Below are 21,082 nucleotides of genomic sequence, written 5' to 3' on the forward strand. Positions count from 1 at the left end.
CGCCCGCTGCACGGCCCCGGGGGGAACTGGTTGAATCCCCCTGGGGCGGCGCACCCCTGACCGGGCGCGTGCCGCGAGGTGGTGGTGGCCCGCGGGGTCGCGGGCGAAGTAGGGGAGAGCATGGACGACGGTAAGGCCGCCGGGCCGAAGCTGAAGTGGTGGAGCCGCCCGGGAAACCCCCCGAGCCCGGAGCGATCCGCCGAGGCCGGCCTGCCGGCGGGCCCGCCCGCCGGCCACCCGGCGGGTCCGTCGGGCGCCGGGGAGCAGTCCGGGGTGCCCGGAATGTCCGGTGGCCCCGGTGAAACCACGGTGCAGGAGCCGGAGGACTGGATCGTGCGGCCCCCGGAGCGCCCCGCTGGCGCGGAGGCGCCGGGTGCGGGCGCGGGAGAGACCCTTGCGGGCCCGTCGGCCGAACTCCCCGACGGCGCCGACGAGTTGACCACGGCCGCTTCGGCCGCTTCGGCCGCTTCGGCCGCTTCGGCGGCGACCGGCCAGGCCCAGGACCGTACCGGCGCCGAAGCCCCCCAGCCCACCGGGCCCACTGAGGCCACCGGGCCCGCTGTGCCCGCCGAGGCCACCGCACCCGCACCGCCCGCTGGAGCGCCGTCCGGTGCCGCCACCGTGACACTCGGTCAGGTGTCCCCGCCTGGGGCGCCCGAGAGCGCCCAGGCGCCGACCGACGCGGCGTCCCACGCGTCCGCACCCGCCCCCGCCGTGGCGTCCGTCTCCGCCGAGACGCCCAGCGCGCCGCCGCAGCGTCGGCCGCTGCATGCCGAGGACCCGTACGGCACCCCGCCGTACGGCGGACCCGGGCCCTGGGCGCCCGCGCCGCCCGTGCAGCGGCCGGTGACGACCCCCGCGCACGGCACCGTGCTGCCGCCGGCCGCCGGGCCGATGCCCCCGTACGGCGCCCCGTCCGCCCCAGCCGCCCCGGGCGCGGGCTACCCCGGTCCGCCCCAGTCCCCGCCGCCCGCCGCACCGCCGGCCGCCGCACTCGGCGACCAGCCGCACCCCGACGGCACCGGGCCCGCACAGCCGGGCCCGTCCGCCGGTCCCGCCGCCCGTCCGGGCGCCGAGTCCGGCGCGCCCGTGACGCCGGATGCCGCCGCCCTGCCGCAGGGCCCGTTCCGCGCGCACGACCACCCCGGTGCCCCGCAGGGGGCCTGGCAGCAGTACGACCCGTGGCGGGCGCCCCTGCAGGGCGGTCCCCTGCCGCCGCCCGCTGCCCGGCGGACTTCGCGCGGTGTGCTGGTGGCCGGCGCGGTGGCACTGGCGCTGCTCGCGGGAGGCGTCGGCGGTGGGATCGGCGCGTACGTCGAGCGCTACGGCGGGATCAACGACATCAAGCTGCCGCAGGCCGCCGGGGATTCCGGTGGCCGCAAGCCGGACAGCGTCGCCGGGATCGCCCGGGCCGCGCTGCCCGGCGTCGTCACGATCCACGTCCGCGGCAACGCAGAGCAGGGCACCGGCACCGGCTTCGTCCTCGACCGCGAGGGCCACATCCTCACCAACAACCACGTCGTCGAACCGGCCGGGACCGGCGGCGAGATATCGGTCACGTTCAGCGGCGGGCAGACCGCCAAGGCCAAGGTCGTCGGCCAGGACGGCGGCTACGACCTCGCCGTGGTGCAGGTCGAGGGCGTCACCGGGCTGCGGCCGCTGCCGCTCGGCAATTCGGACTCGGTGCAGGTCGGTGACCCGGTCGTGGCCATCGGCGCACCGTTCGACCTGGCCAACACGGTCACCGCCGGGATCATCAGCGCCAAGCAGCGCCCGATCACCGCGGGCGGCCAGAAGGGCGACGGCAGCGACATCTCGTACGTCGACGCGCTGCAGACCGACGCCCCCATCAACCCCGGCAACTCGGGTGGTCCGCTGGTGGACGCCCGGGCCCGGGTGATCGGCATCAACAGCGCCATCCGCGCGGCCGACAGCGGCGGCGGATCGGACGGCGGCGGCCAGGGCGGCAGCATAGGGCTGGGCTTCGCCATACCGATCAACCAGGCCAAACGGGTGGCCGAGGAGCTGATCAACACCGGCCGGGCGACCCATCCGGTCATCGGCGTCACCCTGGAGATGGAGTACGCCGGCGACGGGGCGCGGGTCAGTGCGCACAGCAAGGGCGGCAAACCGCCGGTCGCCCCGGGCGGGCCCGGGGCCAAGGCGGGCATCCGGGCCGGTGACGTGATCACCGGGGTGGACGGCGCCCCGGTGCACAGCGGTGAGGAGCTGATCGTCAAGATCCGCAGCCACCGGCCGGGCGACACCCTGGCGCTCACCCTCCAAAGGGACGGCAAGGAGCGGTCCGTTCGGCTCAGGCTGGGTTCCTCCACCGCGGGTTGATCGTTTGCACGGTGTTGGCACGGTCGACTCCCGTCGGACGTGTGGGGCCAGGTACGGTGAGAGGCGGCCTGGCCCATAGGCCGACGAAGGCCGCGGATGACCCAAGGAGCTGCAAGGTGTTCTTCGACATAGGACCCCTAGAGCTGGTAGCGATCGTCATCCTGGCGGTACTGGTCTTCGGTCCGGACAAGCTCCCCAAGGTCATCCAGGACGTGATGGGGGTCATCCGCAAGATCCGGGAGTTCTCCGACAGCGCCAAGCAGGACATCCGCAACGAGCTCGGCCCGGACTTCAAGGACTTCGAGTTCGACGACCTCAAGCCCAAGAACTTCGTCCGCAAGCACGTCCTGGAGAAGGACGAGTACGGCCTCAAGGACCTCCAGGAGATCCGTAACGGCTTCGACTTCCGCACGGAGATGGCCGAGGTCACCGACGCCGTGCACAGCCGCGAGAGCGGCTCCGCGGCCGCGCACCCGAACGGCTCAGGGATCTCCCTCTCCAAGGAGTCGCCGGCCTCCTCGGGCGGTCCGGACCTGCTCAAGAAGCCCGTGAACGGGCAGCCGGACGAGCGTCCGCCGTTCGACGCCGACGCCACCTGACACACTCCGGTATGCCCGGGCAGTATTGACCCCTATGGCTATGCTCCGGGTGTCCGGGGTTTGGTCGCCTGAGGGGGGCGGGCCGCCCACGACGCAGGGCAACAAGGAGGCTCCGCTCAGATGGAGACGACGAGTCGGACAGCGGAACAAGAGGCGCCCGCCACGGTCGGCCGGAAGGCCGACGGCTATCTGCTGGCCGCGTTCCCGTGGTACGGCCTCGACGAGGCGTTCACCGGTCCGCGCTGGCTGATGCAGGTCGGCGCGGCCGCGGACGGCACCGTCGAGCACGGCGCGACCGGGCACGGTGAGCAGCCCACGATCAAGGTGGAGTCCCCGCAGGACGAGCGGTTCGCGGTGGTGGTGACGGTCGCCAGCCGGCCCGTCCGGCGCAGCGCCGACGGCACCGGCGTACTGGAGGCCACGTCGGTCTCCACCGCCGCCTGGCTCGCCGGTTCCGGCCTGCTCAACCACACCTGGCCGACCCAGATGGACCGCACGCTGCGCCAGGCCTGGCTGGACCAGCAGACGATGCTGGCCTGGGAGCTGGCCGACGACCTCGGGGGCGGGGCCTGGAGCGAGCTGATGCTGCCGGTCGACGGCGTCCCGACCTCGTTCGCCTACCGCGAGTCCGAGTACGGCTGGGTCCTGGCCGGCTCGGCGGGCGACGGCCCGGAGCCGGTACACCTGGGCGCCTACGGGCGGGGAATGAGCGCCTACGGACTTGGATTCTCGGTCGTCGAGGACATCCGCTCGTACGCCGGCTGAGCGGCGCTGACGGCCGGCACGGGCGACCGGGTCGGCCGAGCGCGGCGGGCAAGGGAAAGGGAAAGGGGCGGGCCCATCGGGGCCCGCCCCTTTCCTCGCAAGAACTCGTTCAGAACTTGTTGCGCGGGGTGATCCCCAGGGACATGCCGGACAGGCCGCGCTGGCGGCCGCCGAGCTTGCCGGCGATCGCGCGGATGGCCGCGCCGGCGGGGGAGTCCGGGTCGGTCAGCACGACCGGCTTGCCCTCGTCGCCGCCCTCGCGGAGGCGGACGTCGATCGGGATGGCGCCGAGCACCGGCACCTGCGTACCGGTGGTCTTCGTCAGGCCCTCGGCGACCCGCTCGCCGCCGCCGGTGCCGAAGACGTCGACCATCTCGTCGCAGTGCGGGCAGGGCAGCCCGGACATGTTCTCCACCACGCCGACGATCTTCTGGTGGGTCTGGACGGCGATGGAGCCCGCGCGCTCGGCGACCTCGGCCGCCGCCTGCTGCGGGGTGGTGACGACCAGGATCTCGGCGTTCGGGACGAGCTGGGCGACGGAGATCGCGATGTCACCGGTGCCGGGCGGGAGGTCCAGGAGCAGCACGTCCAGGTCGCCCCAGTACACGTCGGCGAGGAACTGCTGGAGGGCGCGGTGCAGCATCGGGCCGCGCCAGACGACCGGGGCGTTGCCGGGCGTGAACATGCCGATCGAGATGACCTTCACGCCGTTCGCCGACGGCGGCATGATCATGTTCTCGACCTGGGTGGGCTTGCCGTAGGCGCCGAGCATGCGGGGCACGGAGTGGCCGTAGATGTCGGCGTCCACGACGCCGACCTTCAGGCCGTCGGCCGCCATCGCCGCGGCGAGGTTCACCGTCACCGACGACTTGCCGACGCCGCCCTTGCCGGAGGCGACCGCGTAGACGCGGGTGAGGCTGCCGGGCTTGGCGAACGGGACCTCGCGCTCGGCGGTGCCGCCGCGCAGCGACGCCGCCAGCTCCTTGCGCTGCTCGTCGCTCATCACTTCGAGGTCCACCCGGACGCCGGTGACGCCCTCGACCCCGGCGACCGCGTCGCTCACGTTGCGGGTGATCGTCTCGCGCATCGGGCAGCCGGAGACGGTGAGGTAGACCACGACCGCCACCGCGCCGTCCGCCGCGATGTCCACCGATTTGACCATCCCCAGTTCGGTGATGGGACGGTGGATCTCGGGGTCGTTCACCGTCGCGAGCGCGGCGCGGACCGCGTCCTCGCTCGGGGTGCCTGGGGCAGTGTCGTGAGCCATGACCCGATGGTACGGCGCATGAGGCGGCCTCCGGAAAGGCCGTCGGCGGTCGCGTTCGTCACTCTCCGCGGCGGCCCTCCGGCAGCGCCTCCAGATCCCGCAGCAGGTCCTGCAGTTCGGAGCGGATCCAGTCCCGCGTGGCGACCTCGCCCAGCCCCAGCCGCAGCGCCGCGATCTCCCGGGTCAGGTACTCCGTGTCGGCGATCGACCGCTCGTTGCGCTGCCGGTCCTGCTCGTGGGTGACCCGGTCCCGGTCGGCCTGGCGGTTCTGCGCCAGCAGGATCAGCGGCGCCGCGTACGAGGCCTGCAGCGACAGCGCCAGGGTCAGGAAGATGAACGGGTAGCCGTCGAACCGCAGGTGGTCCGGTGCGGTCACGTTCCAGGTGATCCACACGATGATGGCGACGGTCATCCAGACGATGAACCGTCCGGTCCCCAGGAAGCGGGCGATCTTCTCCGACAGCCGCCCGAACGCCTCCGGGTCGTACTCCGGCAGGAACGTCCGGCGGGGGGTGCGCGGCACGTCCAGCCGCACCCGGGACCGTTCGGCGGCGCCGCGCCGCACCGCCGAGGCGCCGTTCGCCCGGGCGCGTTCGCGCGCGCCGTCCCGCTCCTCAGCGCCCATCCGGTGCCTCCGCCCGGCTCTCGGCGCCGGGCAGCCCGGCCGTCCCGCCGGCGTACAGCTCGGACTCCCGCCAGTCGTCCGGCAGCAGGTGGTCCAGTACGTCGTCGACGGTCACCGCGCCGAGCAGGGCGCCGCTCTCGTCCACGACCGGCGCGGCGACCATGTTGTACGCCGCCAGATAACCGGTCACCACCGGCAGCGCGGTGTCCGGCGGCAGCGGCGGCAGGTCGGTGTCGACGATCGAGCTGACGAGGGTGAACGGCGGATCGCGCAGCAGCCGTTGGAAGTGCACCAGGCCCAGGTACTTGCCGGTCGGGGTCTCGTCGGGCGGCCGGCAGACGTACACCTGGGCGGCGAGCGCGGGGGAGAGGTCCGGGTCGCGGACCCGGGCCAGCGCGTCGGCGACCGTGGCGTCCGGGCGCAGCACGATCGGCTCGGTGGTCATCAGCCCGCCCGCGGTGCGCTCCTCGTACGACATCAGCCGCCGCACGTCGGCGGCCTCCTCCGGCCGCATCAGGGCCAGCAGCCGCTCCTTGTCCTCGTCCGGCAGCTCGGAGAGCAGGTCGGCGGCGTCGTCCGGGTCCATCGCCTCCAGGACGTCGGCGACCCGTTCGTCCTTGAGCTTGCCGATGATCTCCAGCTGGTCGTCCTCCGGCAGCTCCTCCAGGACGTCGGCGAGCCGGGCGTCGTCCAGCGCCGCGGCGACCTCACCGCGCCGCTTGGCGGACAGGTGGTGCAGCACGCCGGCGAGGTCGGCCGGCCGCAGCTGCTCGAAGGTGGCCAGCAGGCTCGCCGCGCCCTGGCCGTGCTCCTCCAGCGAGAAGCCGGTCACCGCCGACCACTCGACGGTCAGCGTCTCGCCCTTGCGGCGCAGCGCCCCGCCCCTGGCCTTGCCCTTGCGGACGAAGACCTTCTCGATCTCCCAGTCGCGGCGGGCCGGCAGCCGGGTGATGCCGATGTCGAGGACGGTGGCCTCCTCGTCGGTCTCCACCAGCCGCACCCGCCGGTCCAGCAGCTCGCCGAGCACCAGGGTCTCCGAAGCCCGCTGCTCGAACCGCCGCATGTTGATCACTCCGGTGATCACGATCTGCCCGGACTCGATACCGGTCACCCGGGTCATCGGCACGAAGATCCGGCGCCGGCTGATCACCTCGACGACCAGCCCGAGCAGCCGCGGCGGGCGGGCGCCGACCCGCAGCAGCGCGACGAGGTCCCGCAGCCGGCCGACCGGGTCGCCGTTGGGGTCGAAGACGGCACTGCCGGAGAGGTGGGAGACGAAGACCCGGGGAGTCACCACTGCCATGCAGAGCGCCGCCCTTTCTCTCCCGTTTTCGCCGGAAACAAGGCATCAATTCGGGTTCAGGCTAACGCGCCCCGGCCCGCGCCGCCCCGGTGGAGGACGCCGTAGGGTGACCGCCACGCATCCCCCCGACGCACCTGTACGTCCCAGGTACGCTGCCGTACTGCTGTCGAGGTCACCCGCATCAGGAGGCACAGCCGACGTGAGCGCAATCCCCCCGGGGGCCCGCCCCCGACGCCTGCCCGGAGCCCGCCGTACGGGGCGCGCCGCGCTCGCGGGGGCGGTCTGCGCGGTGCTGGCCGCGGGGCTGGCCGGCTGCGGCGCGGACGAGGACCCGGACGCCGGCACCAACGGCATGGCGAAGCTGCCCCCGGCGAAGATCCAGGCCAGGACCCGGGCCGCCGCCGAGCACGCCGGCACGGTCCACCTCACCGGCAACGTCGTCAGCAAGGGCCGTACGTACAAGCTCGACATGAGCCTGGCCGAGAACGGCGCCAAGGGGGAACTGACCACCAAGGCGGCCGCCTTCCAGCTGCTGCGGGTCGGCAGCGCGCTCTACCTCAAGGCGGACCCGTCCTTCTGGGCGGGCGAGAAGGGCGGCGCGTCCGGTGCGGCGCAGAAACTCGGCGGCAAATACGTGAAGGTGCCCGCCTCCGACCCGGTCTACCGGAAATTCAGCGGCTTCACCGACAAGGACACCCTGCTCGCCAGCCTGCTCGGGCTGCGCGGCAAGCTGACGGCGAAGGACCGCTCCACCGTCGGCGGCGTCCGCACCGTCCGGCTGGCCGCCGGGGCCGGCGCCGGCGGCGTCCTGGACGTCTCCCTGGAGGGCACGCCGTACCCGCTGCGGCTGCAGCGCGCGGGGGACGCGGGGGTGGTCCGGTTCGGCGACTGGGACCGGCGGGTGGACCTTGAGGCGCCGGCGAAGGACCAGGTCGTCGACTACGGGTCGCAGATCTCCGGCGCGCACTGAGCGGCCGGTCCCGGACCGCGGCCCGGTGGCGTCCGGTCAGCCCTTGCGGCCGCGGCGCAGCAGCTTCGGCAGCGCCGCCGGGATCGGCCGGCGGGTGATCGCGGGGCTCGCCAGCGGCGGCGCGGCGTGCGAGTCCTCGGGCATCCGGCCGGGCCGCTGCTCGGCCTGTGCGTCCACCGGCTCCAGCCGCAGCACCCGGCACTCGCGCGCCCAGCGCTCGGTAAGGGTGTCCGCGTCCGGTGCGTTGAGCCGCTTGCCCTTCAGCTCCTCGACGGCGGAGTGCCAGGCGTCGCCCTCCGGCGCCGCCTCGACGACCCGGGCCTGCCAGGCGACCAGCCGGCCGCCCTTGTCCTTGCTGCGTACGGTGACCGTCGCCGGGCCGCCGTCGGTCAGTCCGAGGTCCGCCAGCGGCTGCTCACCGCTGCCGTCGCCCACGAGGCAGGCCGCGCCGTCGTGCCAGACGTGCCACAGCGCCCGGGCCGGGCCCGTCGTACCCCGCACCCAGATGAGGCCGGACTTCTTCGTGGCCTCCTCGATGAGCGCCCGATCCTGCAGGGCCTGCGACACGGTCTCCGTCATACGGCTCAGCCTAATGGCCCGGGCGGAACCCGCCGGGGCCCGCCCAGCTGGTGGAACGCGGGTGCGTCACAGCCACCCGTTCCGCTTGCTGTGTCCTCCGGGGGGCAACCCCCGGACCCCCGGCCGCATCCGGCGCGCGGCCGTCCTCACAGCCACCCGTTCCGCTTGAAGCCGCGGTGGATGCCGACGCAGATCGCGACGGTGACGACCAGGACCGCCGGATAGCCGTACTTCCACTTCAGCTCCGGCATGTAGGTGAAGTTCATGCCGTAGATGCCGGCGATCATCGTGGGCACCGCGAAGATCGCCGCCCAGGCCGTGATCTTGCGCATGTCCTCGTTCTGCGCCACCGCGGCCTGCGCGAGGTTGGCCTGCAGGATCGAGTTGAGCAGGTCGTCGAAGGACAGCACCTGCTCGTTGACCCGGGCGAGGTGGTCGGCGACGTCCCGGAAGTACTTCTGGATGTCGGAGTCGACCAGCCGCATCGGCCGCTCGCTGAGCAGCTGCATCGGCCGCAGCAGCGGCGACACCGCGCGCTTGAACTCCAGTACCTCGCGCTTGAGTTGGTAGATCCGCCCGGCGTCGCCGCCCTTCGCGGAGCTCTTGGTGCCGGTGCCCTTGCCGTTGGTGCCCGAGCTGAAGACGTCGATCTCCACCTCGTCGATGTCGTCCTGGACCGCCCCGGCCACCGCCATGTAGCCGTCCACCACCTGGTCGGCGATGGCGTGCAGGACCGCGGACGGCCCCTTGGCCAGCAGCTCCGGGTCGTCCTGCAGCCGGTGTCGCAGCGCCCGCAGCGAGCCCTGGCCGCCGTGCCGCACGGTCACGATGAAGTCCCGGCCGGTGAAGCACATCACCTCGCCGGTCTCCACGACCTCGCTGGTGGCGGTCAGCTCGGCGTGCTCGACGTAGTGGACGGTCTTGAAGACCGTGAACAGCGTGTCGTCGTAGCGCTCCAGCTTGGGCCGCTGGTGGGCGTGCACGGCGTCCTCGACGGCGAGCGGGTGCAGCCCGAACTCCTTGGCGATACCGGCGAATTCGGCCTCGGTGGGCTCGTGCAGCCCGACCCAGATGAAGCCGCCGTCGGCGCGTACGGAGGCCATCGCCTCGGCCGGGGTGACGTGGTCGCTCACCCGGCGGCCCTCGCGGTACACGCCGCAGTCGACGATGGCGCTGTTGGCGCAGGCCGGGGCGTTGCTCTCGGAACGGTACGGGGTGTCGTCGCGGCGTCGGGACGGGCGGACGGCGGCGCGCAGGTCACGGATCATCGACATGGGCGGGCTCCTTCACGGGCCGGCCGTCAGCGCGGGCGCGGGGCGTAACGCTGCCCGGAAGGTGGACGTAGCCCCGGTCATCGGCGGTACGTCCGCAAAGCGGGCGGCGCTCCGTGCGGATGCTGACGGCGATTCGCAGAACACGGAACAAAGAGGCGAAGGCGCTCTTCCGTCATCTACATCCGGCGCAAAGGCGCTTCCCCGGTTTCGCCGCTCGGCGGCGGGGTACGGAAGCTCTCGATCAGGAGAGTGACTGCGCGAGGGGGATGACAGGAGAGCTATCGGTACTGCACGGTCGACTCGGATCCACCGCAGCCCCACCTCCTCCGGCCGGTCCCCGTTGGGGGACGAACGCCATTCCCTGACCAGACGGCAAGGCTATCAGCCGCCTGGCGCTGAACGGTGCCGCTTTGCCTGTTCCATACGAACAACGAACCTGCCGCGCAGCGCAGTCACCGAGGGGCCGGGGTCCCCACCGCTCGAACGGAGCAGGGAGCTCGGCGACAGCGGGGCGGCCGAGCGGCCATATGCTCGCGACATGTCTGATGTTCTTGAGCTGGTCGAAGCCCGCCTGCGGACGAGTCTGGGCGAGCCGGAGGCGCGCGCCGCCGTCACCTTCCTCGGCACCGACCGTATCGAGGTGCTCCGCTTCGTGGACGACCAGGTGGTGCGCTACGCCACGCTCGGGATGTCCGACCGGCCGATGGCCGATCCGACGGTGGTGGTCGCGGATCCGCTGAAGGGACCGCGCGCCGAGCTCGTGCTGTCGGTGAAGGCGGGCCGCGCCGACACCGACAAGGTGCTCCGCCCGCTCGCCGTGCTCGCCGCGTCCCCGCAGGTGGAGGGCGTGGTGGTGGCCCCCGGCGCCTCCCTCGACGTGGGTGAGCCGCTGTGGCCGGGCGCGCCCTTCACCTCGGTCCTGGTGGGCGAGCCGGGCGGGCTCGTGGAGGATCTGGAGTTGGACGCTCCGATGGATCCCGTACGGTTCCTGCCGCTGCTGCCGATGACCCCCAACGAGGCCGCCTGGAAGCGGGTGCACGGCGCCCAGGCCCTCCAGGAGCGCTGGCTGGCGAACGGGACGGACCTGAGGGATCCGGCCCGCAAGTCCGTCCCGCTGGACGTCACACCGGAGTGAGCCGAGTGGGCGAGCTCACCAACCCCCGTTCGGCCGCGGTCAGTTGGCGAAGACCGTGACGCCGTCCTCGGTCGCGTGCCGCGGCTGGTGCTCCGCCGCCTCGTGGGTGAGCGCCCCGCGCCGTACGACGACCACCAGCGCGCCCAGCACCGCGGTGACCGCGGCGACCACGAACGGGATGTGGAGGTTGCTCCACTCCTCGATCTTCGGCGCGAAGTAGGGCGCCGCCGCGGCCGCGAACCAGCGGACGAAGTTGTAGCCGGCGCTGGCCACCGGGCGCGGGGCATCCGACACGCCGAGGGCCAGTTCGGTGTAGACGGTGTTGTTCACGCCGATGAAGGCGCCGGACAGGATCGTGCAGACGACGGCCGCGGTGTGGTTGCCGTAGCCGAGGATGAGCACGTCCACGGCGAGCAGTACCAGCGAGCCGCCGAGCACCTTCAGCGAGCCGAACCGCGCCTGCATGCGCGGAGCCACGATCACCGAGAAGACCGCCAGCAGCACGCCCCAGGCGAAGAACACCGCGCCCGAACGGTAGGGCGTCATGTTCAGCACGAACGGCGTGAAGGCCAGCACGGTGAAGAACGTGTAGTTGTAGAAGAAGGCGGAGACCGCGGCCGAGGCGAGGCCGCCGTGGCCGAGTGCCTTGATCGGGTCCAGCAGCGAGGTCTTGCGGGCGGGCTTCGGCTGCTCCTTGAGGAAGGCCGTGATGCACAGGAAGCCGATCGCCATCAGCGTGGCCGTGCCGAAGAAGGGATAGCGCCAGCTGGCGTTGCCGAGGGCCGCGCCGAGCAGCGGGCCGCAGGCCATGCCGAGGCCGAGCGCGGACTCGTAGAGCAGGATCGCCGCCGCGCTGCCTCCCGCCGCCGCTCCGACGATGACCGCGAGGGCGGTGGAGACGAAGAGCGCGTTGCCCAGGCCCCAGCCCGCCCGGAAGCCGACCAGTTGGCCGACCGAGTCCGACGTTCCGGCCAGGCCCGCGAAGACGACCACGAAGGCGAGGCCGAGCAGCAGGGTCCTGCGGCCGCCGATCCGGCTGGAGACGAAGCCGGTCAGCAGCATCGCGACGGCGGTGATCAGGAAGTACGAGGTGAACAGCAGGGAGACCTGGCTGTTGGTGGCGCGCAGGCCCCGGGCGATCGAGGGGAGGATCGGGTCGACCAGGCCGATGCCCATGAAGGCCACGACCGAGGCGCCGGCCGTGGCCCAGACGGCCTTCGGCTGGCGCAGCAGGGAGGTGCCGCCCTCGTCGAACGGATCGGCCGTCGTGCCGCCGCCGTGGCCGCTGCTCGTGGTGCCGCTCATGCCGCGGTTCCCCTTCCCGTTGCCGGAGATCGTTGACGTTTACATACATTAAGTTAGAAGCCCTAAAGAGTGCAAGCTGCAACTAGTTCTCCGCGGGTGGGTGGCGCAGGGTGCCGGAGAGGTCAAGTGCGGGGCGTGGCAAGTGATTCCGCCCACATCGGTCGGGTGATCGTCCTTGACGCGGCGGCGGCCCTGGAGGACCGTTGGTCCTTATGAGGGGCGAACCCAGTTGTCCGAAGTGCGGAGGCCGGGTGCGGGCGCCCGGTCTCTTCTCCGACACCTGGCAGTGCGCCCTGCACGGCACCGTGCATCCGCTCCAGCCGGTCGTCCCGCCGAGCGTCGAGGCGCTCGGCGTCGTCGTGCACCGCGCGCAGGTCCCCGTCTGGATGCCCTGGCCGCTGCCGGTCGGCTGGCTGTTCACCGGCGTGGCCTGCGCGGGCGACGACCGCAGCGGCGGCCGGGCGACCGCGGTGGCCTGCACGGGCCCCGGACCGCTCGGCGGACCCGGTGAACTCCTCCTGGTCGCCGAGGAACTGGGCGTCGGACTCGGCGCGCGCTACGCCGGCATCGACGGCCCCGACCCCGGCCCCCACATGTCCGACGGCAAACCCGCGCACGGGAAGGTGCTGGCCGCCGGCCGCCCCACCCCGCTCTGGCACGTCGACGGTGCGCCGCCGGACCGCGCGGTCTTCGCAGGCGAAGCGCGCGGGCTGTGGCTGTGGGCGATCGCCTGGCCCGAGCAGTCCGGGCTGCTGATGTACGACGAACTGGTGCTGACGGACCTGCGCGAGGCGGGCGCCGAGGTGGACCTGCTGCCCTGCGGGGCGCTCTCCCCGCGCATCCTGAGCTGACCGGGCCGGCCGTCCGGGGAGGGGCGCCGCCCGGCGGCACGGGCCGGGCCGTCCGACGGCCCGGTTATCCTTCTGGGGTCCCCCGCCCGTCCCGCAGCAGTCTGGAGTCCGCGTCGTGCGCATCGATCTGCACACCCACTCCACGGCTTCCGACGGTACGGACACCCCGGCCGAGCTGGTGCGCGGCGCCGCGGCCGCCGGGCTGGACGTCGTCGCGCTGACCGACCACGACACCGTCGCCGGCCACGCCGAGGCGCGGGCCGCGCTGCCCGAGGGGCTGACGCTGGTCACCGGCGCCGAACTCTCCTGCCGGCTCGACGGGGTGAGCCTCCACATGCTCGCCTACCTCTTCGCCCCCGAGGAGCCCGAACTCGCCCGCGAGCGGGAGCTGGTCCGCGACGACCGGGTGCCGCGGGCCCGAGCCATGATCGGCAAGCTGCGCGAGCACGGCATCCCGGTCACCTGGGAGCAGGTCGCACGGATCGCCGGCGACGGCGCCGTGGGCCGTCCGCACATCGCCACCGCCCTCATGGAGCTGGGCGTCGTCGACTCCGTCAACGACGCCTTCGCGTCCTGGCTGGCCAGCGACGGCCCGGCGTACGTGGAGAAGCACGAGCTCGACCCGTTCGACGCGATCCGGCTGGTCAAGGCCGCGGGCGGGGTCACCGTCTTCGCGCACCCGCTGGCCGTCAAGCGCGGCAGGTGCGTACCGGAGAGCGCGATCGCCGAACTCGCCGCGGCCGGTCTGGACGGTATCGAGGTCGACCACATGGACCACGACGCGCCGACCCGCGCCCGGCTGCGCGGAATGGCCGCCGACCTCGGCCTGCTGACCACCGGCTCCAGCGACTACCACGGCAGCCGCAAGACCTGCAGCCTCGGCGACTGCACCACCGACCCCGAGGTCTACGGGGAGATCGTGCGCCGCGCCACCGGCGCCTTCCCCGTCCCCGGCGCGGGCGGCTGAGCCCGCCGCGGTCCGCCGGCCGCCGCGCCGCACCGACCGCGCGCGACGCCGTTGTGCCGGTCCGCGGGCCGGCACCCGCCACGCGGCCCACCGGCTCCTCCCTCTCCTCCTTCCTCTCCTCCTTCCGTTTCCACTCCCGGTCGCACTCCCGGACCCGTGCGTGCCCCGCGCCGGCCCGTGACCGTCCCGATCCGCTCGTCCGTACCCCTCTCGCAAGGCCAGCACCATGTTCGACGTCGCCGTCTTCAGCACCCTTTTCGTCACGCTTTTCGTGATCATGGACCCGCCGGGGATCACCCCGATCTTCCTCGCCCTCACTTCCGGCCGGCCGGCCAAGGTCCAGCGCCGGATGGCCTGGCAGGCCGCCGCCGTCGCCTTCTGCGTGATCGCCGTCTTCGGGCTCTTCGGCCGGCAGATCCTCGGCCGGCTGCACATCTCGACACCCGCGCTGATGATCGCGGGCGGGCTGCTGCTCCTGCTCGTGGCGCTGGACCTGCTGACCGGGAAGTCGGAGGAGCCGACCCAGACCAAGGACGTCAACGTGGCGCTGGTGCCGCTGGGCATGCCGCTGCTCGCCGGGCCCGGCGCGATCGTGTCGGTGATCCTCGCCGTGCAGCACGCCCACGGATTCGCGGCCCAGCTCTCCGTGTGGGCGGCGATCGCGGCGATCCATGTGGTGCTGTATCTGGTGATGCGGTTCTCGCTGGTGATCATCCGTGTGATCAAGGACGGCGGAGTGGTCCTGGTGACCCGGCTGGCGGGCATGATGCTGTCCGCGCTGGCAGTGCAGCAGATCATCAACGGTGTGCTGCAGGTCATCCAGGCGGCCTGAGCGACGGCCCCCACCTATGGCAGCGCCCCCGTACGGCATGTTCCGTACGGGGGCGGTGCGGCGTCGGTGGCCTTTGGGCGGCCAGGGATTAACGGGCGACGGTGTCGGCCGGGCGGATGTAGATGCGCTGGCCGATTGCGGCGGCCTGCTGCACGATCCGGTTGACGGAGGCGGCGTCCACGACGGTGCTGTCCACGGCCGTGCCGTCGACGTCGTCCAGGCGCATGATCTCGAAGCGCATCAGGCTTCTCCCTTCGTCGGAATCCTCCTGCGGAGAACGTGAGTGGTGCGGATCACCGGGCCTCGTCGCCCGCCGTCCGTACAGGTACAACGACCCGCAGGCTGCAATCATTCCCTACGCTAAAGAAATTTTTCGACGGTCTAAATACTCGCAGGTAGAGCGGTTGTGCCCGCCGAGCCGCCGCCCGGACAATGGGTCCGGTATGAACGACCTCCAGCCCTCGGGCCCCACCGACCTCGCCGCGCTCGCCGCCGGGATGGCGCGCACCAACGAGCTGCTCGCCCGGGTCCTCACCAAGGTCGGCACGACCCCCTCGGTGCACGCCGCCTTCGTCGACGCCGGCTACGTCTACGCCGCCGCCGGGAAGCTCGTCGCCGGCACCGAGGACCGCAAGGGCTTCGAGCTCGACGCCGAAGGGATCATCGAGTCCTTCATCGAGCGGTCCCGGACGATCTTCCCGGACAGCCGGCTGCTGCGGGTCTACTGGTACGACGGCGCCCGCCGCCGCCTCCACACCCCCGAGCAGCAGCGGATCGCCGAGCTGCCGGACGTGAAGGTCAGGCTCGGCAACCTCAACGCCAACAACCAGCAGAAGGGCGTCGATTCCCTGATCCGCTCGGACCTGGAGTCGCTGGCCCGGCACCGGGCGATCACCGACGCGGTGCTCATCGGTGGCGACGAGGACCTGGTCTCCGCGGTCGAGGCGGCCCAGGGCTACGGCGCCCGGGTCCACCTGTGGGGCATCGAGGCGCCGGCCGGCCGCAACCAGGCCGAACCCCTGCTGTGGGAGGCCGACAGCACCCGCGTCTTCGACCTGGACTTCTGCAAGCCCTACGTCACCCGGCGGACCGGCATCGACACCGCCGACCAGGCCGGCGGCGAGAGCCCGGCACCCGGCCGGGAGGAGGTCCGCTTCGTCGGGGCCCGGGTCGCCGCCCAATGGCTTTCGGAGCGCGGCCGGGAATGGGCGGCCGGCCTGCTGCCCGGACACCCGTACCTCCCCGGGCCCGTCGACCAGGAGCTGCTGACCGCCGCCGAGGCGCTGCTGCATCACTCCCTGCGCGGCCACGCCGACCTGCGCCGGGTGCTGCGGGACGGCTTCTGGGAGCACGTACAAGGACAGCTCTAGCGAGCCCCGGGGCGGCCGAGGGCGGCTCAGGCCCGGGCGAGGAGTCCCGCCAGCCGGTCGAAGAAGCTCGTCCAGCCCGCCTCCGCCTGCTGGTACTGCTCCGGAGTGAGGTTGCCGCCGAGCTGCCGGAAGGCCATCTCCGTCCGGTCCCCGAGATCGCTCAGGGTCACCCTGATCAGCTCGCCCTCCGAACTGCTCGGCGCATAGGCGTCGTTGAGCGTGAACTCCAGCGCCTCCGGCGGCACGACCTGCCGGTACACCCCCGAGAACGGCAGCTCGCTGCCGTCCGGGGAGTGCATGACCAGACTCCACGACCCGCCCGGCCGGACGTCCATCGTCATCCGCTCGACCGGCACCGTCAGCTCCCCGCCGAACCAGTACGCGAAGTGCGCGGGCGTGGTCCAGGCCTCGAAGACCAGGTCGCGGCGGGCGTCGAAGGTGCGGGTCAGCGCGATGCCGTGCGGGTCGTCCTGGGGGTTCTCGGTCATGTCGGGCCCTTCGTCGGCAGCCGGTGCCGGGCGGGCCGCACCGGCCCGCCCGCTTCCTTTCGATGCTCGCCGAACCGTCCGGCGCTGTCCCGACGACACCCCGGGGGCGCTACCCCACCCCGCTCCAGAAACCCGTCAGCGCCTCGGCGGTCTTCTCCGGACGTTCGACGTTGGGGGAGTGCTCGGCGCCCTCGATGACGGTGCGCCGGGCCGACAGCCGGCGCGCCATGTCGTCCATCGACGGCACCGGCCAGGCGTAGTCCAGCGCCCCCGAGACGACGTGCACGGGGAGCCCGGTACGGGCCAGCTGCGCCACCCGGTCGGGCTCCGCCAGCATCTGCCGGCCGGTCGCGATCAGCTGCTCGGGGACGGTGTTCAGCCAACGGCGGTGCAGGAACGCGCCGATCTCCGGCGGGGTCTCCGCGTCCGCCGCCTCCGGCGGGTCCAGCTCGCGCATCGCCCGCCAGACGTCCTCCATGTCGAGCGAGCCGAGCGCGTCGATCAGCATCCGCACCCGGGCCTGCTGGGACGTCTCGATGGCCGCCGGACCGGAGCTGAGCGCGGTCAGCGAACGGAACGGGGCGGCGTCGAGCAGCACCGCGGCCCGGGTGATCAGCCCGCCCAGCGAATGCCCGAGCAGATGCAGCGGACCGTTCCCGGCCTGCTGCACGGCCCGCGCCTGGGCCAGTACGTCGAGCGCCAACTCCCGCTGGGCGTAAGCCCGTTCGTCGCGCGGGCCGGCGGACTCGTGCTGCCCACGGCCGTCCAGCGCGACCGCCCGGAACCCGGCCGCGGCGAGCGGCGCCAGCAAGGCGATGAAGTCCTCCTTGCTGCCGGTGAAGCCGGGCACCAGCAGCGCGGTCCCGATCGGCGCGCCGTCGGGGCGGGCGTCGTGCACGGCGAACTCGCCGCGGTCGGTGTCGAGTCGGTACGCGCGGGCGCACGGGGGCAGCGTGAGGGTGGGCGGCCTACTCATGGGGTGAGGTTAACCGGACCGGTCGGGAAAACCGGGCCGGGACGCCGAACGACCCGGCACCCGCGGGGAGCGGGGCCGGGTCGTCCGGTCGATCGGGCCGTACGGCGTCAGTCGGCCGGCTGGGCGGCGGCGGCCTTACGGGTCCGGGTGCGCTTCGGCTTGGCCGGAGCCTCCTCGCCGTCCACGGCGGCGGGGGCCGCGGCCGCGGTCTTCTTGGCGGCAGCAGTCTTCGCCGCCGTCTTGCGCGTCCGCTTCGGCTTGGCCGGGGCCTCCTCAGCGGCCTCGGCGGTCACCGCCGCGGCCTCGGGGGCCTCGGTGGCGGCCGGCTTGGCGGCGGCCTTGCGGGTGCGGGTGCGCTTCGGCTTGGCGGGGGCCTCGTCGGTGCCCTCGGCGGTGTCCACCACGGCCTCGGCGGCCTCGGCCGAAGTGGCCTTGGCGGCGGCGGCCTTACGGGTCCGGGTGCGCTTCGGCTTGGCCGGAGCCTCCTCGGTGCCCTCGGCGGTGTCCACCACGGCCTGGGCGGCCTCGGCGGCCTCCTGCGCGGCCGGCTCGGCCTCGGCGGCCTTGCGGGTCCGGGTGCGGGTCCGCTTCGGCTTGGCCGGGGCCTCGGTCACCTCGGACGCCGGGGCGACCGGAGCGGCCTCGGCCACCACGTCGGCGGCCTCCGTGTCCTGCGCCGGGGCGGCGCCCGCCACCGGGATCGTCGCCGCGGCCTGCCCGCTGCGGGTCCGGCGGCGCCGGCGCGGCTGGCGCGGACCCGCGGACTCCTCAACGGCCTCCGCGGTGCCCTCGGCGGCGTCGAGCGACCCGGTCGCCTTCGCCTCGGAAGCAGCCGGGCCGTCCAGCGGCGTGCCGCCGCGGGTACGGCGGCGCTGGCGCGGTGCACGGGTGCGCTGGGGACGCTCCTCCTCGACGGCCGCGCCCCGGCGGGGCCCGCGGCCGCGGCCGCCGGTCTCGCCCAGGTCCTCGACCTCTTCCGCGGCGAGCCCGGCCCGGGTGCGCTCGGCGCGCGGCAGCACGCCCTTGGTGCCCGCGGGGATGTGGAGCTGCTCGTAGAGGTGCGGCGAGGTGGAGTAGGTCTCCTCCGGCTCGTCGAACGGCAGGTCCAGCGCCTTGTTGATCAGCTTCCAGCGCGGGATGTCGTCCCAGTCGACGAGGGTGATCGCGGTGCCCTTGGCGCCCGCCCGGCCGGTGCGGCCGATGCGGTGCAGGTAGGTCTTCTCGTCCTCGGGCGACTGGTAGTTGATGACGTGGGTCACACCCTCGACGTCGATACCGCGGGCGGCGACGTCGGTGCAGACCAGGACGTCGACCTTGCCGTTGCGGAAGGCTCGCAGCGCCTGCTCGCGGGCGCCCTGGCCGAGGTCGCCGTGGACCGCGCCGGACGCGAAGCCGCGCCGGGAGAGCTGGTCGGCGATGTCGGCGGCGGTCCGCTTCGTCCGGCAGAACACCATCGCCAGACCGCGGCCCTCGGCCTGCAGTATCCGCGCGACCATCTCCGGCTTGTCCATGGAGTGCGCGCGGAAGACGTGCTGGGTGGTGTTGGCGACGGTCTGGCCCTCGTCGTCCGGCGCGGTGGCGCGGATGTGCGTGGGCTGCGACATGTAGCGGCGGGCCAGGGAGATGACCTGGCCGGGCATGGTCGCGGAGAACAGCATGGTCTGCCGCTTGGCCGGCAGCAGCTGGATGATCTTCTCGACGTCGGGCAGGAAGCCCAGGTCGAGCATCTCGTCGGCCTCGTCGAGCACCAGGCTCTTGATCTGCGAGAGGTTGAGCTTCTTCTGGCCCGCGAGGTCCAGCAGCCGGCCGGGCGTGCCGACGATCACGTCGACGCCCTTCTTCAGCGCCTCGACCTGGGGCTCGTAGGCCCGGCCGCCGTAGATGGCCAGCACCCGGACGTTGCGGACCTTGCCGGCGGTGAGCAGGTCGTTGGTGACCTGCTGGCACAGCTCACGGGTGGGGACGACGACGAGGGCCTGCGGTGCCTCGGTCAGCTGCTCGGGCTGCGCCCGGCCCGCCTCGACGTCCGCCGGGACGGTGACCCGCTCGATGAGCGGAAGTCCGAAGCCCAGGGTCTTGCCGGTGCCGGTCTTGGCCTGGCCGATGACGTCGTTGCCGGAGAGGGCGACGGGGAGCGTCATCTCCTGGATGGGGAAGGGGGAAACGATGCCGACAGCTTCCAGGGCCTCGGCGGTCTCGGGAAAAATCCCGAGGTCTCGGAACGTAGACAGAATCTTGCCTCTTCTGTGAGACGCGGCGTGAGGCGGCGAAGGGGGTCGTACCGCACCGTCGCACGGTTTCGTACGGGGCCGGCCAGATGGGGCCGGTGGCGCGGGACCACTGCCAACGCTCAGGCGCTCCTGCCGCGAGCGGTGTGCCTCCTGCTGTGCGTACGTCTCGTACGCGCCGCGGGGGAGGGCGGTCGGTTTGGAGCCGATCGGGCCACCGACCGGGCATCCGCTTCGTGGAACGACCCACCGATACTCGGCAGGTCCAATACCACTGTACCCCGGATACGGCGCCCCCATCCGAAGGCTTGTATGAGTGAGGAATACGTCACGTCCCCACGCGCCGCCCGGACCCCGCTCCGGCGGGCCGGTCGTACGGGTGAACGGAACTGGCTGACCAGGACCTTCCCCGGACCGCCGAGCGGGCTATTGTGCCGCCATGGGAACGCCTGACAACGCCGCGGCTGACGCGCAAGAACACACCGGGATCGCCGCCCAGGACTGGGCGCAGGCATCCGCCGACCCGCACTACCGGGCCGCCGTGATCGATCTGCTCGGCGCGCTCGCGTACGGCGAGCTGTCCGCCTTCGAGCGCCTGGCGGAGGACGCCAAGCTCGCGCCGACGATGGACGACAAGGCCGAGCTGGCCAAGATGGCCTCGGCCGAGTTCCACCACTTCGAGCGGCTGCGGGAGCGGCTGGCCCAGATCGAGGCCGAGCCGAACGAGGCCATGGAGCCGTTCGCCGCCGCCCTGGACGAGTTCCACCGGCAGACCGCACCGTCGGACTGGCTGGAGGGCCTGGTCAAGGCCTACGTGGGCGACTCGATCGCCAGTGACTTCTACCGTGAGGTCGCGGCACGGCTGGACGCCGACACCCGCGATCTGGTGCTGGCGGTGCTGGACGACACCGGGCACGCGACCTTCGCCGTGGAGAAGGTGCGGGCGGCCATCGAGGCCGAGCCGCGGGTCGGCGGCCGGCTCGCACTGTGGGCCCGCCGGCTGATGGGCGAGGCGCTCTCGCAGGCCCAGCGGGTCGTCGCGGACCGTGACGCGCTCTCCACGATGCTGGTGGGCGGGGTCGCCGACGGCTTCGACCTGGCCGAGGTGGGCCGGATGTTCTCCCGGATCACCGAGGCACACACCAAGCGGATGGCGGCGCTGGGCCTGGCGGCCTGACCGGCGACGTACGAAGGAGGGGCCGCCG

The 21,082-nt window shown here is 72.9% G+C and carries 19 protein-coding genes and 1 pseudogene; 10 read left to right on the forward strand and 10 right to left on the reverse strand.

Features of this window, described 5'->3' with window-relative positions:
- Positions 1–120: 120 nt before the first annotated feature.
- The 3 genes from IG62_RS0120440 to IG62_RS0120450 all read left to right on the forward strand — a co-directional run bounded on the left by IG62_RS0120440 (position 121) and on the right by IG62_RS0120450 (position 3,707).
- Complete coding sequence (locus IG62_RS0120440; protein WP_030804937.1) at positions 121–2,343, forward strand: trypsin-like peptidase domain-containing protein; 2,223 nt, start codon at positions 121–123, stop codon at positions 2,341–2,343.
- A gap of 116 nt (positions 2,344–2,459) precedes the next feature.
- Positions 2,460–2,942, forward strand: coding sequence for a sec-independent translocase (locus tag IG62_RS0120445; protein WP_030804941.1), 483 nt, complete (start codon positions 2,460–2,462; stop codon positions 2,940–2,942).
- A 120-nt stretch (positions 2,943–3,062) separates the two neighbouring features.
- Complete coding sequence (locus IG62_RS0120450) at positions 3,063–3,707, forward strand: hypothetical protein (protein WP_030804944.1); 645 nt, start codon at positions 3,063–3,065, stop codon at positions 3,705–3,707.
- 109 nt (positions 3,708–3,816) lie between these two features.
- Here IG62_RS0120450 and IG62_RS0120455 read toward each other — a convergent pair whose 3' ends face one another.
- The 3 genes and pseudogenes from IG62_RS0120455 to IG62_RS0120465 all read right to left on the reverse strand — a co-directional run bounded on the left by IG62_RS0120455 (position 3,817) and on the right by IG62_RS0120465 (position 6,902).
- Positions 3,817–4,974, reverse strand: a complete 1,158-nt coding sequence (locus tag IG62_RS0120455) for an Mrp/NBP35 family ATP-binding protein (RefSeq protein ID WP_030804947.1) — start codon at positions 4,972–4,974, stop codon at positions 3,817–3,819.
- A 45-nt stretch (positions 4,975–5,019) separates the two neighbouring features.
- Positions 5,020–5,599, reverse strand: a pseudogene (locus IG62_RS0120460) (DUF1003 domain-containing protein); the annotation flags it as partial.
- Positions 5,589–6,902, reverse strand: a complete 1,314-nt coding sequence (locus IG62_RS0120465) for a magnesium transporter MgtE N-terminal domain-containing protein (RefSeq protein ID WP_030804950.1) — start codon at positions 6,900–6,902, stop codon at positions 5,589–5,591. The gene IG62_RS0120465 and the pseudogene IG62_RS0120460, both read right to left, overlap by 11 nt.
- A gap of 199 nt (positions 6,903–7,101) precedes the next feature.
- On the opposite strand from IG62_RS0120465, the gene IG62_RS0120470 reads away from it, so the two are divergent.
- A complete protein-coding gene (locus IG62_RS0120470; protein WP_078872114.1) occupies positions 7,102–7,872 on the forward strand; it encodes a hypothetical protein in 771 nt (256 codons plus the stop codon).
- Between the two features lie 36 nt (positions 7,873–7,908).
- Here the strand turns inward: IG62_RS0120470 and IG62_RS0120475 are convergent, their stop codons facing one another.
- On the reverse strand, positions 7,909–8,451 hold the full coding sequence (locus IG62_RS0120475) for a hypothetical protein (RefSeq protein ID WP_030804955.1): 543 nt from the start codon (positions 8,449–8,451) through the stop codon (positions 7,909–7,911).
- Between the two features lie 146 nt (positions 8,452–8,597).
- Positions 8,598–9,725: a magnesium and cobalt transport protein CorA gene (locus IG62_RS0120480; RefSeq protein ID WP_030804958.1), complete on the reverse strand. Its 1,128-nt coding sequence runs from the start codon at positions 9,723–9,725 to the stop codon at positions 8,598–8,600.
- Positions 9,726–10,263: 538 nt separating this feature from the next.
- Between IG62_RS0120480 and IG62_RS0120485 the strand changes: the two genes are divergently transcribed.
- Positions 10,264–10,860, forward strand: coding sequence for a suppressor of fused domain protein (locus tag IG62_RS0120485; RefSeq protein WP_030804960.1), 597 nt, complete (start codon positions 10,264–10,266; stop codon positions 10,858–10,860).
- Between the two features lie 39 nt (positions 10,861–10,899).
- Here IG62_RS0120485 and IG62_RS0120490 read toward each other — a convergent pair whose 3' ends face one another.
- Positions 10,900–12,165 carry an MFS transporter gene (locus IG62_RS0120490; protein ID WP_030804963.1) on the reverse strand — a complete coding sequence of 422 codons (1,266 nt, stop codon included), beginning with the start codon at positions 12,163–12,165 and terminating at the stop codon, positions 10,900–10,902.
- A gap of 212 nt (positions 12,166–12,377) precedes the next feature.
- Between IG62_RS0120490 and IG62_RS0120495 the strand changes: the two genes are divergently transcribed.
- From IG62_RS0120495 to IG62_RS0120505, 3 genes are all read left to right on the forward strand, one after another.
- Positions 12,378–13,016 carry a DUF6758 family protein gene (locus IG62_RS0120495; RefSeq protein ID WP_030804965.1) on the forward strand — a complete coding sequence of 213 codons (639 nt, stop codon included), beginning with the start codon at positions 12,378–12,380 and terminating at the stop codon, positions 13,014–13,016.
- Positions 13,017–13,131: 115 nt separating this feature from the next.
- On the forward strand, positions 13,132–13,983 hold the full coding sequence (locus IG62_RS0120500; RefSeq protein WP_030804968.1) for a PHP domain-containing protein: 852 nt from the start codon (positions 13,132–13,134) through the stop codon (positions 13,981–13,983).
- Positions 13,984–14,209: 226 nt separating this feature from the next.
- Positions 14,210–14,815: a MarC family protein gene (locus tag IG62_RS0120505; protein ID WP_030413917.1), complete on the forward strand. Its 606-nt coding sequence runs from the start codon at positions 14,210–14,212 to the stop codon at positions 14,813–14,815.
- Between the two features lie 88 nt (positions 14,816–14,903).
- Here the strand turns inward: IG62_RS0120505 and IG62_RS47850 are convergent, their stop codons facing one another.
- Positions 14,904–15,056 (reverse strand): hypothetical protein, encoded by a 153-nt coding sequence (locus IG62_RS47850; RefSeq protein WP_181923650.1) that lies wholly within the window; start codon positions 15,054–15,056, stop codon positions 14,904–14,906.
- A 202-nt stretch (positions 15,057–15,258) separates the two neighbouring features.
- Here IG62_RS47850 and IG62_RS0120515 point away from each other — a divergent pair, with 202 nt between their 5' ends.
- A complete protein-coding gene (locus tag IG62_RS0120515; protein ID WP_030804971.1) occupies positions 15,259–16,185 on the forward strand; it encodes an NYN domain-containing protein in 927 nt (308 codons plus the stop codon).
- 26 nt (positions 16,186–16,211) lie between these two features.
- Here IG62_RS0120515 and IG62_RS0120520 read toward each other — a convergent pair whose 3' ends face one another.
- From IG62_RS0120520 to IG62_RS0120530, 3 genes are all read right to left on the reverse strand, one after another.
- Entirely contained in the window at positions 16,212–16,673 is a 462-nt protein-coding gene (locus IG62_RS0120520; protein WP_030804974.1) for an SRPBCC family protein, read from the reverse strand.
- A 109-nt stretch (positions 16,674–16,782) separates the two neighbouring features.
- The gene (locus IG62_RS0120525; RefSeq protein WP_030804977.1) at positions 16,783–17,649 is read right to left on the reverse strand and encodes an alpha/beta fold hydrolase; all 867 of its coding nucleotides are present in this window, start codon (positions 17,647–17,649) and stop codon (positions 16,783–16,785) included.
- A 107-nt stretch (positions 17,650–17,756) separates the two neighbouring features.
- A complete protein-coding gene (locus IG62_RS0120530) occupies positions 17,757–19,790 on the reverse strand; it encodes a DEAD/DEAH box helicase (RefSeq protein ID WP_037838784.1) in 2,034 nt (677 codons plus the stop codon).
- Positions 19,791–20,316: 526 nt separating this feature from the next.
- Here IG62_RS0120530 and IG62_RS0120535 point away from each other — a divergent pair.
- Complete coding sequence (locus IG62_RS0120535; protein ID WP_030804981.1) at positions 20,317–21,054, forward strand: ferritin-like fold-containing protein; 738 nt, start codon at positions 20,317–20,319, stop codon at positions 21,052–21,054.
- The last annotated feature ends 28 nt before the right edge of the window (positions 21,055–21,082 follow it).

It is taken from the genome of Streptomyces sp. NRRL S-337, from assembly GCF_000720175.1.
GTDB classification, from domain to species: Bacteria; Actinomycetota; Actinomycetes; order Streptomycetales; family Streptomycetaceae; genus Streptomyces; species Streptomyces siderophoricus.